Below are 14,796 nucleotides of genomic sequence, written 5' to 3' on the forward strand. Positions count from 1 at the left end.
GCATTCTGTGCCGGCTGCTGGCATTTCAGGCGACGGAGCAGGGCAAAACGGCTAAACTGGCGAACTGTTTTTGATTCTCTGTAACTAAGGCGACCTGATGGATTTTATTTCAACGTATGGACTGTTTTTAGCGAAAGCGGTGACCCTGGTGGTTGCCGTCGCCGCGATCGTCATGATTATTATGAATGCTGCGCTGCGCAAGCGGGCACAAAATGGTCAGCTTCGCCTGACGCATCTGGGTGATGACTATCAACAGATGAAAGAGGATTTGCTGCTGGCAAAAATGAAACCCCAGGCGCAAAAAGTCTGGCTGAAAAACCATAAAAAAAGCGAAAAGCTGAAAGCGAAAGCGGAAAAACAGGCGGCGAAGCAGGGGCAGACTGACAGCGTTAAACCCACCCTCTATGTGCTCGATTTTAAAGGCAGCATGGATGCCGGTGAGGTGACCTCACTGCGTGAAGAGATATCAGCAGTACTGGCCGTAAAACAGCCCGGCGATGAAGTGCTGTTGCGTCTTGAAAGTCCGGGCGGCGTGGTACATGGCTATGGCCTGGCGGCCTCGCAGCTGCAGCGTCTGCGCGATCAGGGACTGCGTATTACGGCAGCAGTGGATAAAGTGGCGGCCTCCGGCGGATACATGATGGCCTGCGTAGCTGACCGCATCGTGGCAGCACCGTTCTCAATCATTGGCTCAATTGGTGTGGTTGCGCAAATTCCTAACTTCAACCGCCTGCTGAAACGTAACGATATCGATGTTGAGCTGCATACCGCCGGACAATATAAGCGTACGCTAACGCTTTTCGGTGAAAACACCGAAGAAGGGCGTGAGAAGTTCCAGGAAGATCTTGACGAAACACACCTGTTATTTAAACAGTTCGTTCACCAGATGCGCCCGTCACTCGATATCGATAAGGTTGCAACCGGTGAACACTGGTATGGCCGTCAGGCGCTGAATCTTGGGCTGATTGACGAAATTGGCACCAGCGATGATTTGATCATTCGTCAGATGGATCAGTTCAACGTCCTAGGCGTGCATTATGCCCGTCGCCGTAAAATGATGGACCGCTTTACCCAGAGCGCCGGTTCGGTGGCCGAGCGGCTGTTGCTGAAACTCTGGCAGCGTGGTGAAAAGCCACTGCTCTGATGCGAAACCCGGCCTGTGCCGGGTTTTTTATTTCAGGTGCGGGTGTTTTATTCCAGGTGATAGCGCGGCGACAGCACCACTGCAAGGTGTTTGAAGACGTTAAACACTGCGGTGGTTTTCGCGGTCGGCAGTCCGTCCGCGTCGAGAAAAAACGGTCCGCGAAAGACCAGTACATCGGCCTGCTGAGTCACCTCGTCCGCCTGCATGCCTGCTAAATAATCGTCATGCTCTTTGATTAGCGTATTGGCCTTTTCCAGCAACGCCTGGCGGGAAATAGCCTGTGTCGTTCTCTCCATTTATTCGTTCCTTTTTGACAGCACCCAAATCCTTTCTATATTACTGGCGTGCCAGACGGTATGACAAATCGGTCTGAACGATGAAATCTGGCGTAAGTTCAGGCTGAGTGCTAATTAGGTTGCGTAACAGATTTTATCAGGTAGAGTGTGGGCGATTCCGATTTCAGGGATTTTGCACCGGGATGTGTGAAGAGTTCAGATGGAAAAAGTATGCCTTATCATGCAGTTGCATTACACCGCATCATCTGTTCTGAGATTGACCCCTCCGCCTTGAAATGTTAAACAGGCGCAGCAATATTGAACCCGATGGGTTTTTGGGCATCCAATCCTCTCCCGTTAAGCAGGATGTTTTCATTAGGTAAAGGTAAATATGGGTAAAGCACTCGTTATTGTTGAGTCCCCGGCAAAGGCTAAAACAATCAATAAATATCTGGGCAATGACTACGTGGTTAAATCCAGCGTCGGTCATATCCGGGATCTGCCGACCAGTGGTTCAACCGCGAAGAAGAGTGCTGACGCCTCGACTGAAAAGAAAGCCAAAGACGCTGCGACTGACAAGAAAGTCAAAAAAGTAAAAAAAGATGAGAAAGCCGCACTCGTCAGCCGCATGGGTGTTGACCCTTATCACGGCTGGGAAGCGGATTATCAGATTCTGCCCGGCAAAGAGAAAGTGGTTGCGGAACTGAAGGCGTTAGCCGCCAATGCTGACCACATCTATCTCGCAACCGACCTTGACCGCGAAGGGGAAGCCATTGCCTGGCACCTGCGGGAAGTGATCGGGGGTGATGACTCACGCTTTAGCCGCGTGGTATTTAACGAAATTACGAAGAATGCGATTCGTCAGGCGTTTGAAAAGCCGGGCGAACTGAATATTGACAGGGTTAATGCTCAACAGGCGCGTCGTTTCATGGACCGCGTTGTGGGTTATATGGTTTCACCACTGCTGTGGAAAAAGATCGCCCGTGGTCTTTCTGCCGGACGTGTTCAATCCGTTGCCGTGCGTCTGGTCGTGGAGCGTGAGCGAGAAATTAAAGCCTTTGTGCCCGAAGAGTACTGGGAAGTTAATGCCGCGCTAAGCACGCCGAAAGGTGATGAGTTGTCGATGGATGTGACGCACAAAGGCGATAAAGCCTTCCGTCCGGTCAATCGCGATGAAACCTATGCCGCCGTCGCGCTGCTCGAAAAAGCGCGCTATGAGATCGTTGATCGTGAAGATAAGCCGACCAGCAGTAAGCCGGGCGCGCCCTATATCACCTCAACGCTGCAGCAGGCTGCCAGTACCCGTCTTGGCTTTGGTGTTAAGAAAACCATGATGATGGCCCAGCGCCTGTACGAAGCGGGTCACATTACTTACATGCGTACCGATTCAACCAACCTGAGTCAGGATGCTGTCGCTATGGCACGGGGTTATATCGAAAGCAATTTCGGTAAAAAGTATCTGCCTGACAATCCTGTGACTTACGCCAGCAAAGAAAACTCCCAGGAAGCGCATGAAGCGATTCGTCCTTCTGATGTGGACGTGTTGGCGGAACAGCTGAAAGATATGGAAGCGGATGCTCAGAAACTCTATCAGCTTATCTGGCGTCAGTTTGTTGCCTGTCAGATGACACCGGCTAAATATGATTCCAGCACCATCACCGCCGCCGCGGGTGAGTTCAGACTCAAAGCAAAAGGGCGTATTCTGCGTTTCGACGGCTGGACCAAAGTAATGCCAGCGCTGCGCAAGAATGATGAAGATCGTACGTTGCCTGCGGTCAGTGTAGGGGATGTTCTGGACCTTAAAGCACTGCAGCCTGGTCAACACTTCACCAAGCCACCGGCGCGCTTCAGCGAAGCATCCCTGGTGCGTGAGCTTGAGAAACGCGGAATTGGCCGTCCATCAACCTACGCAGCCATTACCTCGACCATTCAGGATCGTGGCTATGTGAGGGTGGAAAATCGCCGTTTCTATGCGGAAAAAATGGGTGAAATCGTTACCGATCGTCTGGAAGAGAACTTCCGCGAACTGATGAATTACGATTTCACCGCCCGCATGGAGAGTAACCTTGACCAGGTTGCCAATAACGAGGCGCAATGGAAAGCGGTGCTCGACCACTTCTTCAGTGACTTTACTCAGCAGCTTGAACTGGCTGAGAAAGATCCCGAAGAGGGTGGCATGCAGCCAAACCAGATGGTGCTGACCTCAATCGAGTGTCCGACCTGTAGCCGTCAGATGGGAATTCGCACCGCCAGTACCGGCGTCTTCCTGGGCTGTTCTGGCTACGCGCTGCCACCTAAAGAACGCTGCAAACAGACCATCAACCTGATTCCGGAAAATGAAGTTCTCAATATTCTGGAAGGGGATGATGCTGAAACCAACGCACTGCGTGCCCGCCGCCGCTGCCAGAAGTGTGGCACAGCCATGGACAGCTATCTGATCGATAACGAACGTAAACTGCATGTCTGTGGTAATAACCCGGAGTGTGATGGTTACGAAATCGAGAAGGGTGAGTTCCGCATCAAAGGCTATGACGGCCCGATAGTGGAGTGTGAGAAGTGTGGTTCTGAGATGCACCTGAAGATGGGACGCTTCGGGAAGTACATGGCGTGTACCAATGAAGAGTGCAAAAACACCCGTAAGATTTTGCGTAGTGGTGAGGTTGCTCCACCGAAAGAAGATCCGGTTCCACTGCCAGAGCTGGCGTGTGAGAAGTCCGATGCTTACTTCGTGTTGCGTGACGGCGCAGCGGGCGTTTTCCTTGCAGCCAACACCTTCCCGAAATCTCGCGAAACGCGTGCGCCGCTGGTGGAAGAGCTTCAGCGCTTTAAAGATCGTCTGCCTGAAAAGCTGAAATATCTGGCCGACGCGCCAGCAGCCGATCCGGAAGGTAACAAAGCGATGGTGCGCTTTAGCCGTAAAACCAAACAGCAGTATGTTTCCTCTGAAAAAGAGGGCAAAGCAACAGGCTGGTCCGCTTTCTATATAGACGGTAAATGGCAGGTCGCGAAGAAGTAATCCACTCAGGCCAGCGCTCGCTGGCCTTTTTCTGAGCCTTATATCAATCCGTTCTACTCTTTAACGTAAACTGATATAGTTGTTATAGCATTTCCGACCTTTCCTGATGCATAGCATTTTCTACCCTAGCGACTATACGTCAACCGGGGATGCGACTCTGTAACTTACCGGATGGAACAGATATGAAATTACAGCAGTTGCGCTATATCGTCGAAGTGGTAAACCATAATCTCAATGTCTCTTCGACAGCGGAAGGCCTCTACACCTCTCAGCCTGGCATCAGCAAACAGGTTCGCATGCTGGAAGATGAACTGGGCGTGCAGATATTTGCCCGTAGCGGAAAACATCTCACCCAGGTCACGCCGGCAGGTGAAGAGATCATTCGTATAGCGCGTGAAGTGCTCTCAAAAGTGGATGCGATCAAATCGGTGGCCGGTGAGCATACCTGGCCGGATAAAGGCTCGCTCTATGTGGCGACCACGCACACTCAGGCTCGCTATGCGCTGCCTGGCGTAATCAAAGGCTTTATTGAGCGTTATCCGCGTGTCTCACTCCACATGCATCAGGGTTCCCCAACTCAGATTGCCGAAGCGGTCTCCAAGGGCAATGCGGATTTTGCGATTGCCACCGAGGCACTCCATCTCTATGACGATTTAATCATGCTGCCTTGCTACCACTGGAACCGGGCGATTGTCGTCACCGCTGACCATCCGCTGGCGGGGAAAGGCCAGGTGACCATTGAGGAGCTGGCTGAGTATCCTCTGGTCACTTACACCTTCGGCTTTACCGGGCGTTCTGAACTGGATACGGCCTTTAACCGCGCGGGATTAACGCCACGCATTGTTTTCACCGCCACTGACGCAGACGTCATCAAAACATATGTTCGCTTAGGCCTGGGCGTAGGGGTTATTGCCAGCATGGCGGTGGACCCAGTGGCCGATCCTGACCTTATTCGTATTGAAGCCGCTGACATCTTTACCAACAGCACCACAAAAATTGGCTTCCGCCGAAGTACCTTCCTGCGTAGTTATATGTATGATTTTATACAACGTTTTGCGCCACATTTGACGCGCGACGTGGTGGATACAGCGGTAGCCTTACGCTCAAACGAGGACATTGAGGCGATGTTTAAAGATATCAAACTGCCGTTTAAATAGAGTTTACGCTCCTCACTTAAACTTAAGGCTGCCTGGTGCAGCCTTTTTTGTTTCCAGGCTTTAGCGCCAAATGAGAATCAAAAGTTTTATGATTTTTTTGTAAATGAAACATTGATCACATGTTTTCCCATTGGGTTTTCTTAAATGCGAATTACCACACATTTTTAACTATGTTACTTTGCGACTCGCCAGGATTATTCCCATACTCCAGTTAAGAGTTAATGCAGGAAGCCAGTAAACATAAGGGTCTTTAGTGAGCTCTTTAGTTTTAAGTGGATCTGTTTTTAAATTAACTCAAATTTATTAGCTGTCTGTTTAATTAAATATTTGTTCCGGAGTTAATGGTTTCTTACGTTACTGGCACCTATTGATTAATACCGTTAATCGTTTTACTCAATAAAAATAACTGGATTTTTGGCCTTAACGCGTTTAGGATTCCTCCTAAATCTTAATCGATGTTATCAATCATTTTGTTGAGAGTGATTATCAAAAACTATGAATACACGACTGACTGTACAACCGGGTTTCCCGGCAAAAAGCACCAAGGTTGAGCGTACCGGCAACACCCGTCGCAACGCCTGGTTAACCGTATTCGCTGCCTCTGCGCTGTTCTGGGTGGTAGTAGCGTTAATGATTTGGCGTATCTGGGGCTAAAGCCATGTGGGCAAACACACTCAGCCATAAACGTTCCCTGACTTCACGTCAGCACAAGCCGGTTGCCTGCAAAGGAAAAGAACCACTTGCAAAGGACGAGAAAGTGTCTATCCCCGAATCGTGGGATTTGAGTGATAACCAGAGACTTTTTATTGAGTCATTTCTGGACCCTAAAAGTAAATAACGTTCTCAGACCACCTGTTAGTCGCAGTTTTTATTACCGGAGTTTCCGGCGGGCTAGTTAATTGCCCCTTACCACATTGCGTACGACCAAAGGGTGTCGCCTTGATGAGGTGACCGCAAAAACTTTTACGCCAGATTCCGGCGAAGGAGTGAACCAAATGAATATGATTAAAATGTCCTGGCTCAGTGCGTATGCCTTCTCCTTTGCGTTCTGGTCTGCGGCGGTGTGGATAACGCTGTAATTTGAATTAAATCACCTTTTTTATGATGCCTCGTGATCTCACGGGGCATTTTCGTTTGTGAGCGATTGTGGCAATTTGTGTTGTAATCAAATCGTTAACGAATTTTGGTCTATCTTTAACATAAACCTTTGTCTCTCTAAGGTTTAAGACCATGAACGAAAAAGGAGGAGCTATGTCGTCTACCCTACGCGAGCAGAGTCAGGAAATACTGCAGGTCGACACCAAAAAATATCACATCTTCAGTCTTCCCCGCGCTGCTCAACATCTCGGCAATATAGACAGTCTGCCCAAATCTCTGAAGGTCCTGCTGGAAAATTTACTGCGCTGGCAGGATGGTGATTCTGTTACGGCAGAAGATATTCAGGCGCTGGTTGACTGGCAAAAAGATGCCCACGCCGATCGTGAAATCGCCTATCGTCCCGCCCGTGTATTAATGCAGGACTTTACCGGCGTACCTGCCGTAGTTGACCTGGCGGCGATGCGCGAAGCGGTAAATCGCCTGGGTGGCGATGTGGCGAAAGTAAATCCGTTATCGCCAGTGGATCTGGTCATTGACCACTCAGTTACCGTTGATCACTTTGGCGATGATGACGCTTTCGAAGAGAACGTCCGGCTGGAGATGGAGCGCAACCATGAGCGTTATGTCTTCCTGCGCTGGGGACAGAAAGCATTTGATAAGTTCCGGGTTGTTCCGCCAGGCACGGGTATCTGCCATCAGGTGAACCTGGAGTATCTGGGTAAGGCGATCTGGCATGAAACGCTCAACGGCGAAGAGTATGCCTGGCCCGATACACTGGTCGGCACTGACTCCCACACCACCATGATCAACGCGCTGGGCGTGCTGGGATGGGGAGTAGGGGGAATAGAGGCTGAAGCTGCGATGCTCGGTCAGCCCGTCTCCATGCTGATTCCGGATGTAGTGGGTTTCAAACTCACCGGCAAACTCAAGCCAGGCATCACCGCGACTGACCTGGTGCTTACCGTTACCCAGATGCTGCGTAAGCATGGCGTCGTGGGCAAGTTCGTCGAGTTTTATGGTGATGGTCTGGCCGATCTGCCGCTGGCAGACCGTGCGACCATCGCCAACATGGCCCCGGAATATGGCGCGACCTGCGGTTTCTTCCCGGTCGATGATGTCACGCTGAGCTACATGACGCTGACCGGACGCGATGCCGACCAGGTCGCTCTGGTGGAAGCTTATGCCAAAGCACAGGGACTGTGGCGCAACGCCGGCGATGAGCCGCGCTTTACCAGCACCCTGTCACTGGACATGAATGAAGTGGAATCGAGCCTTGCCGGACCAAAACGTCCGCAGGATCGGGTTTCGCTGGGTGATGTGCCTGCCGCGTTTGACGCCAGCAACGAGCTGGAAGTGAATCAGGCGCAGAAACCGCATAAAAATGTCGAATACACCGACAGTGACACTGGCCTGACGCATACACTGACCGACGGTGCTGTTGTAATCAGTGCGATTACCTCCTGTACTAACACCTCTAATCCCAGCGTGCTGATGGCGGCTGGCTTACTGGCGAAGAAAGCGGTCGAGCGTGGCCTGAAACGTCAGCCGTGGGTTAAAGCTTCACTGGCACCCGGTTCTAAAGTGGTTTCAGACTATCTCGCCGTCGCGCAACTCACCCCTTATCTTGATGAGCTGGGCTTTAATCTGGTCGGTTATGGCTGCACCACCTGTATCGGTAACTCTGGTCCGCTAAAAGATGAGATTGAGTCTGCCATTAAAGCGGGCGATCTGACGGTCGGTGCAGTGCTGTCCGGCAACCGCAATTTTGAAGGTCGTATTCATCCGCTGATTAAAACCAACTGGCTCGCGTCGCCACCGCTGGTGGTAGCCTATGCGCTGGCGGGTAATATGAAAATCAACCTGCAGACTGAGCCACTGGGCCACGATCGTCAGGGCCAGCCGGTCTATCTGAAAGATATCTGGCCAACGCCGGAAGAGATCGTCACTGCCGTGCAGCAGGTTACCAGCGACATGTTCCATAAAGAGTACGCTGAAGTCTTCGACGGCACGCCCGAGTGGCAGGAGATCAAGGTCAGTGAAGCGGCGACGTACGACTGGGATGAAGGTTCAACCTATATCCGGCTGTCGCCGTTCTTTGATGATATGGAGAAAGAGCCTAAGCCGGTGCAGGATATTCGCGGTGCGCGGGTCCTTGCTATGCTGGGCGACTCCGTTACCACGGACCATATCTCACCGGCGGGTAGCATCAAAGCAGAAAGTCCGGCCGGACGTTATCTGCTGTCGCACGGCGTTGAGCGAACCGACTTTAATTCCTACGGTTCCCGTCGCGGTAACCATGAAGTGATGATGCGCGGCACGTTCGCCAACATCCGAATCCGCAATGAAATGGTGCCAGGCGTGGAGGGCGGTTATACCCGTCATTATCCGAGTGGCGAGCAGCTGGCTATCTATGACGCGGCGATGAAATATCAGGCGGAAGGTATACCGCTGGCAGTGATTGCCGGTCTTGAGTATGGCTCCGGTTCAAGCCGCGACTGGGCAGCGAAAGGGCCACGTTTGCAGGGTGTGAGGGTTGTCATTGCTGAATCTTTTGAGCGTATTCACCGCTCAAACCTGATCGGCATGGGCATTCTGCCGCTGGAATTCCCACAGGGTGTGACCCGCAAAACCCTGGGCCTGACCGGTGAGGAGCGTATTGACGTGGAGAATCTTCAGGCACTGACGCCAGGCTGCAGCGTGAAAGTGACGCTGACCCGTGCTGACGGCAGTAAAGAGGAGCTGGATACCCGCTGTCGCATTGATACCGGTAATGAGCTGACCTATTACCGTAACGACGGCATCCTGCACTACGTTATCCGCAATATGCTGGACTGACAAAAAAAGCCGGGGAGACCCGGCTTCGTACAAAATTTAAAATGGGTAAATCTTACAGCATCAGATTAGCCTGATGCGCAGGGAAGACGTTCAGGGGAGGAAAGCGTCCCGCGGCAGGGACGGCGGTTTTTGCCTCTTTCTGATCTGACCGTATTCCCTTCGCAGTATCGAACGGACAGCAAACAGGATCAGAATTACATACAAAAAAAGCCGGGGAGACCCGGCTTTTTCATTCAGGATTTCGGCAGCAGATGCCCCATCTTCGCCGCTTTGGTATCCAGATAGTGCGCATTCTTCGGGTTACGCCCCACGACCAGCGGCACACGCTCAACGATGTTGATCCCGGCTTCGCTGAGGATCTCAACTTTACGCGGGTTATTGGTCAGCAGGCGCACTTCATTTACGCCCAGCAGTTTGAACATATCGGCGCACAGGGTGAAGTCGCGTTCATCAGCGGCAAAGCCTAGCTGATGGTTCGCTTCTACGGTGTCATAGCCTTTGTCCTGCAACGCATAGGCGCGGATCTTATTCAGCAGACCGATATTACGGCCTTCCTGGCGGTGATACAGCAGCACGCCACGACCTTCTTCTGCGATGGCATTAAGGGCGGCTTCAAGCTGAAAGCCGCAGTCGCAACGCAGGCTGAAGAGCGCATCGCCGGTCAGGCATTCGGAGTGAACGCGCGCCAGTACCGGCTCGTTATCATTAATATCGCCAAAGACCAGTGCAACGTGGTCATGTCCGGTTGCCAGTTCTTCAAAACCAACCATCAGGAAATCTCCCCATGGCGTGGGCAGTTTGGCTTCTGCCACCCGTTTAAGCTGCATGTGACTCTCCAGAACCTTCAGAGGATGCACTATCATCATGATAGTGCACAGGCCAGTGTGGCCCGACAAACGTGCAATATTGTGCCACAACCCGCAAGCGGGCTGGTAATCTCTGATACCAATTGCAGTGATAAAGCACAATTATCCAATCGGCAACGGTTATGTTATTCTTTTTTAAGCTAAAGTTATGCAATTGTTGTCTTTTAACACCGGGATAAGGGAAGAGGATGTTTAAGATTTCGCGTCGAACCACCTTCGGAATGCTGCTGCTGCTGATCATGCCCGTTGCCGTCTGGCTTACTGGCTGGCGCTGGCAGCCAGGTGAAAGCAATGCGGTGCTGAAAGGTCTCTTCTGGATGACCGAAACCGTCACCAATCCGTGGGGCATTGTCACCAGCGTGCTGCTGAGTGCATGGATGCTCTGGTGCCTGCGCTTTCGCATGAAGCCCGCCATTCTGCTTCTGCTGATCATGAACGCGACGATTCTGGCCGGGCAATACACCAAATCCTTTATTAAAGAGCAGATGCAGGAGCCGCGTCCCTATGTGATCTGGCTGGAACAGCATCATGGACTGGATGAAAAGACCTTTTACGAACTCAAACGTAAACAGCGTGGGGAGATGGTGACCTCGCTGATAGCCGATGAGACGCAAATCCCTGGCTGGCTGAAACGGCACTGGGCATTTGAAACCGGTTTCGCTTTTCCCTCTGGCCACACTATGTTCGCCGCCAGCTGGGCGCTGCTGGCATTGGGCCTGCTCTGGCCGCGTCGTCACTATAAAACCGTGGTGGTGATCTTCCTGTGGGCCACGGGCGTGATGGCGAGCCGTCTGCTGCTGGGCATGCACTGGCCGCGCGATCTGGCAATGGCAACGGTACTTTCCTGGATACTGGTCACCGTTGCTACCTGGCTGGCACAGCGATTCTGTGGACCACTGACGCTGCCGCCGGAAGAGCAAAAAGAGGTGGCGCAGCGGGAGCCCTGATTGTAATTCACCCTTAAGACCCCATATTATTAGGCAGGCCTGCGCAAAAGTGACCTGGCCGATGCTGCTGGGAGCAGCATTTTTGCTGGATTTTTGGCATAATTCTACCCGACAACCTCACAACAGGATGCACTGTGAAATATTTGCTGATTTTTTTAGTGGTACTGGTCATTTTTATTATTTCCGTCACTTTGGGTGCGCATAACGATCAGGTCATTACTTTTAACTATCTGCTGGCGCAGGGTGAGTTCAGCATCTCGACCTTACTGGCATCGCTGTTTGGCGCAGGTTTCGTGCTTGGCTGGATTATCTGTGGTCTGTTCTGGTTACGGACCCGCGTCGCGCTGGCGAACGCCAACCGGAAAATCAAGCGTATGCAGACACAAATCGAGCAGAGTACCGCTCTGGCGACCACGCCAGCTTCACCGGCTGGCCGGGAATAATCCCCGATGCATGAATTGCTGTTTCTGTTACTGCCGGTGGCGGCTGCGTATGGCTGGTATATGGGCCGCCGCAGTGCACATCAGGACAAGCAACAGGAAGCCAACCGACTGTCGCGTGAATATGTCGCTGGCGTAAACTTCCTGCTCTCAAATCAGCAGGACAAAGCGGTCGATCTGTTCCTTGATATGCTCAAAGAGGACAGCGGCACGGTAGAAGCCCACCTGACGCTGGGTAATCTCTTCCGATCGCGTGGCGAAGTTGATCGCGCTATCCGTATTCATCAGGCTCTCATGGAAAGTGCTTCCCTGAGCTACGAGCAGCGTCTGCTCGCCGTTCAGCAGCTGGGGCGCGACTATATGGCGGCGGGCTTTTATGACCGCGCTGAAGATATGTTTAAGCAGCTCACCGATGAAACGGACTTCCGGGTGGGCGCGCTGCAGCAGCTGCTGCTGATCCATCAGGCAACCAGCGACTGGCAGCAGGCGATTGAGGTTGCAGAACGTCTGGTTAAACTCGGTAAAGATAAGCAGAAGGGCGAAATTGCCCACTTCTACTGTGAACTGGCGTTACAGGCCATGAGCAGCGACGACCTGGAACGCGCAATGAGCCTGCTGAAGAAAGGGGAGGCGGCCGATCGCAACAGCGCGCGCATCTCTATCATGATGGGCCGTATTTTCATGGAGAAAGAGGATTTCACCAAAGCGGTGGGTCATCTGCAGCGGGTGCTGGATCAGGACAAAGAGCTGGTCAGTGAAACGCTGGGGATGCTGGAGACCTGTTTCCAGCGGCTTAATCAGCCCGAAGCCTGGGCTGATTTCCTGCAGCGTTGTGTGGAAGAGAATACGGGAGCCGCAGCGGAACTCTATCTCTCGGATATCCTGGAGCAGCAGCAGGGCGCTGAAGCGGCGCAAAACTACATTAGTCGACAGCTGCAACGCCATCCAACAATGCGTGTGTTCCATCGCCTGATGGATTTGAACCTGCATGAGGCGGAAGATGGCCGTGCCAAAGAAAGCCTGATGGTGCTGCGTGACATGGTAGGCGAACAGATTCGCACCAAGCCGCGCTATCGCTGCCAGAAGTGTGGTTTCACCGCGCATGCACTTTACTGGCACTGCCCATCCTGCCGTACCTGGTCTTCCGTTAAACCTATTCGTGGGCTCGACGGCCAGTAAAACTGGCCGACGTACACTGCATACTCCTTTTTATAGTTACAACATACTAACGGATTGTAACTTCCCTGACCTCCGCCATCGTGCATAAAACGCCGGACAGAAGGGCAAAGGCGATTGTGATGGTCAGATACCGCAGGTAGAATGCTTGCCGTTTGTCTAATGCGCCTGCGGGCGCCTGTTGCAGAGGAAATGCCATGCCTTCACCCCACAAAGTGACCGCTTCGCCGATTCTGGTCGCGCTGGATTACCATGACCTCGACAGCGCGCTGCGTTTCGTAGACCAGATTGATCCTCGCAGTTGCCGACTCAAAGTGGGCAAAGAGATGTTCACGCTGTTCGGACCCTCGCTGGTTAAAACCCTGCAGCAGCGCGGTTTTGAGCTCTTTCTCGATCTGAAATTCCACGATATTCCTAACACCACTGCCCATGCCGTGGCTGCTGCTGCCGATCTCGGCGTCTGGATGGTCAACGTCCATGCCAGCGGTGGGGCGCGGATGATGAACGCAGCGCGCGAGGCGCTGCTTCCTTTTGGCAAAGATGCGCCTCTGCTAATTGCGGTGACCGTACTGACCAGCATGGATGCAGACGATCTCAGAGAGCTGGGCATTACACTTTCGCCTGCCGAACAGGCAGAGCGACTGGCGAAGCTGACGCAATCATGCGGACTGGATGGTGTGGTCTGTTCTGCGCATGAAGCGGTTCGCTTCAAACAGGTTCTGGGTCAGGATTTTGCGCTGGTCACGCCGGGAATTCGCCCGGCAGGCAGCGATGCAGGCGATCAGCGTCGCATCATGACACCCCAGCAGGCGAAGCAGGCGGGCGTAGACTACATGGTGATAGGGCGTCCGATCACCCAATCTGCCGATCCCGCCGCCACCCTGCAGGCGATCCTGCACAGTCTGGAGACACTATAATGGCAGATGATAATCGACTGGTTTACTCCACCGACAGCGGGCGCATTACCCAGCCTGAGACTAAAGCGGAGCGGCCAAAAGGGGATGGCATTGTACGCATCCAGCGCCAGACCAGCGGACGCAAAGGCAAAGGCGTCTGTCTGATCACCGGCATTGATCTGGATGATGCAGCACTGACGTTGCTGGCCGCTGAACTGAAAAAGAAGTGTGGCTGTGGTGGATCGGTAAAAGAGGGTGTTATCGAGATTCAGGGTGACAAACGCGATTTACTGAAAAGCCTGCTGGAAGCTAAAGGGATGAAAGTCAAACTGGCGGGCGGCTGAATTAAAAAAAAATGGGCTACCGAAGTAGCCCGATGGTCATGTAGATGCTTAGCGTAGCCGTTTATTCTTTTAATAAGGTCCTTAGTGGACCTGATGACCGATAATACCACCAACTGCGGCGCCACCGACTGTGCCGAGCGCGCTACCATTGGTCAATACTGAACCCCCAATCGCACCCGCGCCCGCGCCAATGGCGGTGTTGCGGTCACGCTTAGACCAGTTAGAACAGCCGCTCAGGGCAACAGCTAACGTGGTAGCCAGTACAACGGCAGTGATTCGTTTCATTGTTGTAGTCATACACTTCTCCTTTGATGTGCTCACAGAGGCAACACTCTTAGTATAGCTCCGATATTTCCTCAGCCCGCTTGTGTCGCATTATTGCCTCATCCCTGACGGCATAGAAATGTGATCACCATGGACAAACCGTTTGTAGCGGGTGAGTCACAATGCGACAGGCCAACAGGTCCACGCATTGTCTGAGAGGATTCTAAGCGTTCTGCAATAATTCCGAAGATGGAAAATTCTGAAATCACGACACATTTTTTCATTCACAGCCATTCCTTCTGCGTTTATAGCCATTTGCTCCATAACTCTTTCGCGTC

General features: G+C 52.5%; 13 protein-coding genes. 10 read left to right on the plus strand and 3 right to left on the minus strand.

The features are described from left to right. Window positions 1-97: 97 nt before the first annotated feature. Complete coding sequence (gene sohB / locus P2R09_RS11540; protein ID WP_275769824.1) at window positions 98-1,144, plus strand: protease SohB; 1,047 nt, start codon at window positions 98-100, stop codon at window positions 1,142-1,144. 47 nt (window positions 1,145-1,191) lie between these two features. Here sohB and P2R09_RS11545 read toward each other — a convergent pair whose 3' ends face one another. After that, window positions 1,192-1,440, minus strand: coding sequence for a YciN family protein (locus tag P2R09_RS11545; RefSeq protein ID WP_003853871.1), 249 nt, complete (start codon window positions 1,438-1,440; stop codon window positions 1,192-1,194). Window positions 1,441-1,810: 370 nt separating this feature from the next. Between P2R09_RS11545 and topA the strand changes: the two genes are divergently transcribed. The 4 genes from topA to acnA all read left to right on the plus strand — a co-directional run bounded on the left by topA (window position 1,811) and on the right by acnA (window position 9,525). Next, complete coding sequence (topA, locus tag P2R09_RS11550) at window positions 1,811-4,435, plus strand: type I DNA topoisomerase (RefSeq protein WP_154926304.1); 2,625 nt, start codon at window positions 1,811-1,813, stop codon at window positions 4,433-4,435. 182 nt (window positions 4,436-4,617) lie between these two features. Then, entirely contained in the window at window positions 4,618-5,592 is a 975-nt protein-coding gene (gene cysB / locus P2R09_RS11555) for an HTH-type transcriptional regulator CysB (protein ID WP_003853865.1), read from the plus strand. A gap of 495 nt (window positions 5,593-6,087) precedes the next feature. After that, window positions 6,088-6,246: a YmiA family putative membrane protein gene (locus P2R09_RS11560; protein WP_003853864.1), complete on the plus strand. Its 159-nt coding sequence runs from the start codon at window positions 6,088-6,090 to the stop codon at window positions 6,244-6,246. A 597-nt stretch (window positions 6,247-6,843) separates the two neighbouring features. Next, window positions 6,844-9,525, plus strand: a complete 2,682-nt coding sequence (gene acnA, locus P2R09_RS11565) for an aconitate hydratase AcnA (RefSeq protein WP_275769831.1) — start codon at window positions 6,844-6,846, stop codon at window positions 9,523-9,525. Window positions 9,526-9,758: 233 nt separating this feature from the next. Here acnA and ribA read toward each other — a convergent pair whose 3' ends face one another. Then, entirely contained in the window at window positions 9,759-10,352 is a 594-nt protein-coding gene (gene ribA / locus P2R09_RS11570) for a GTP cyclohydrolase II (RefSeq protein WP_003853859.1), read from the minus strand. A gap of 227 nt (window positions 10,353-10,579) precedes the next feature. Here ribA and pgpB point away from each other — a divergent pair, with 227 nt between their 5' ends. The 5 genes from pgpB (at window position 10,580) to yciH (ending at window position 14,194) form a co-directional block, all read left to right on the plus strand. Beyond that, window positions 10,580-11,338, plus strand: coding sequence for a phosphatidylglycerophosphatase B (gene pgpB, locus P2R09_RS11575; protein WP_275769835.1), 759 nt, complete (start codon window positions 10,580-10,582; stop codon window positions 11,336-11,338). Window positions 11,339-11,472: 134 nt separating this feature from the next. Then, window positions 11,473-11,781, plus strand: a complete 309-nt coding sequence (locus P2R09_RS11580) for a LapA family protein (protein ID WP_003853856.1) — start codon at window positions 11,473-11,475, stop codon at window positions 11,779-11,781. Between the two features lie 6 nt (window positions 11,782-11,787). Beyond that, window positions 11,788-12,957, plus strand: coding sequence for a lipopolysaccharide assembly protein LapB (lapB, locus tag P2R09_RS11585; protein ID WP_275769839.1), 1,170 nt, complete (start codon window positions 11,788-11,790; stop codon window positions 12,955-12,957). A 194-nt stretch (window positions 12,958-13,151) separates the two neighbouring features. Beyond that, complete coding sequence (gene pyrF, locus P2R09_RS11590) at window positions 13,152-13,871, plus strand: orotidine-5'-phosphate decarboxylase (protein ID WP_275769842.1); 720 nt, start codon at window positions 13,152-13,154, stop codon at window positions 13,869-13,871. Further along, a complete protein-coding gene (gene yciH / locus P2R09_RS11595; RefSeq protein WP_039660138.1) occupies window positions 13,871-14,194 on the plus strand; it encodes a stress response translation initiation inhibitor YciH in 324 nt (107 codons plus the stop codon). Before pyrF ends, yciH begins: the two co-directional genes overlap by 1 nt. Before the next feature lie 81 nt (window positions 14,195-14,275). Here yciH and osmB read toward each other — a convergent pair whose 3' ends face one another. Then, window positions 14,276-14,491 carry an osmotically-inducible lipoprotein OsmB gene (gene osmB, locus P2R09_RS11600; RefSeq protein ID WP_003853848.1) on the minus strand — a complete coding sequence of 72 codons (216 nt, stop codon included), beginning with the start codon at window positions 14,489-14,491 and terminating at the stop codon, window positions 14,276-14,278. Window positions 14,492-14,796 lie beyond the last annotated feature (305 nt).

The sequence above is a fragment of the Pantoea sp. Cr_R13 genome (genome assembly GCF_029222565.1).
Classification (GTDB): domain Bacteria; phylum Pseudomonadota; class Gammaproteobacteria; order Enterobacterales; family Enterobacteriaceae; genus Pantoea; species Pantoea eucalypti.

What these genes read in the sequence shown, in the direction of transcription:
- acnA (WP_275769831.1), top strand. Translation starts at nt 6,844, where the DNA reads ATGTCGTCTACCCTACGCGAGCAGAGTCAGGAAATACTGCAGGTCGAC.
- lapB (WP_275769839.1), top strand. Translation starts at nt 11,788, where the DNA reads ATGCATGAATTGCTGTTTCTGTTACTGCCGGTGGCGGCTGCGTATGGC.
- cysB (WP_003853865.1), top strand. Translation starts at nt 4,618, where the DNA reads ATGAAATTACAGCAGTTGCGCTATATCGTCGAAGTGGTAAACCATAAT.
- pyrF (WP_275769842.1), top strand. Translation starts at nt 13,152, where the DNA reads ATGCCTTCACCCCACAAAGTGACCGCTTCGCCGATTCTGGTCGCGCTG.
- osmB (WP_003853848.1), bottom strand. Translation starts at nt 14,491, where the DNA reads ATGACTACAACAATGAAACGAATCACTGCCGTTGTACTGGCTACCACG.
- P2R09_RS11545 (WP_003853871.1), bottom strand. Translation starts at nt 1,440, where the DNA reads ATGGAGAGAACGACACAGGCTATTTCCCGCCAGGCGTTGCTGGAAAAG.
- yciH (WP_039660138.1), top strand. Translation starts at nt 13,871, where the DNA reads ATGGCAGATGATAATCGACTGGTTTACTCCACCGACAGCGGGCGCATT.
- topA (WP_154926304.1), top strand. Translation starts at nt 1,811, where the DNA reads ATGGGTAAAGCACTCGTTATTGTTGAGTCCCCGGCAAAGGCTAAAACA.
- P2R09_RS11560 (WP_003853864.1), top strand. Translation starts at nt 6,088, where the DNA reads ATGAATACACGACTGACTGTACAACCGGGTTTCCCGGCAAAAAGCACC.
- sohB (WP_275769824.1), top strand. Translation starts at nt 98, where the DNA reads ATGGATTTTATTTCAACGTATGGACTGTTTTTAGCGAAAGCGGTGACC.
- ribA (WP_003853859.1), bottom strand. Translation starts at nt 10,352, where the DNA reads ATGCAGCTTAAACGGGTGGCAGAAGCCAAACTGCCCACGCCATGGGGA.
- pgpB (WP_275769835.1), top strand. Translation starts at nt 10,580, where the DNA reads ATGTTTAAGATTTCGCGTCGAACCACCTTCGGAATGCTGCTGCTGCTG.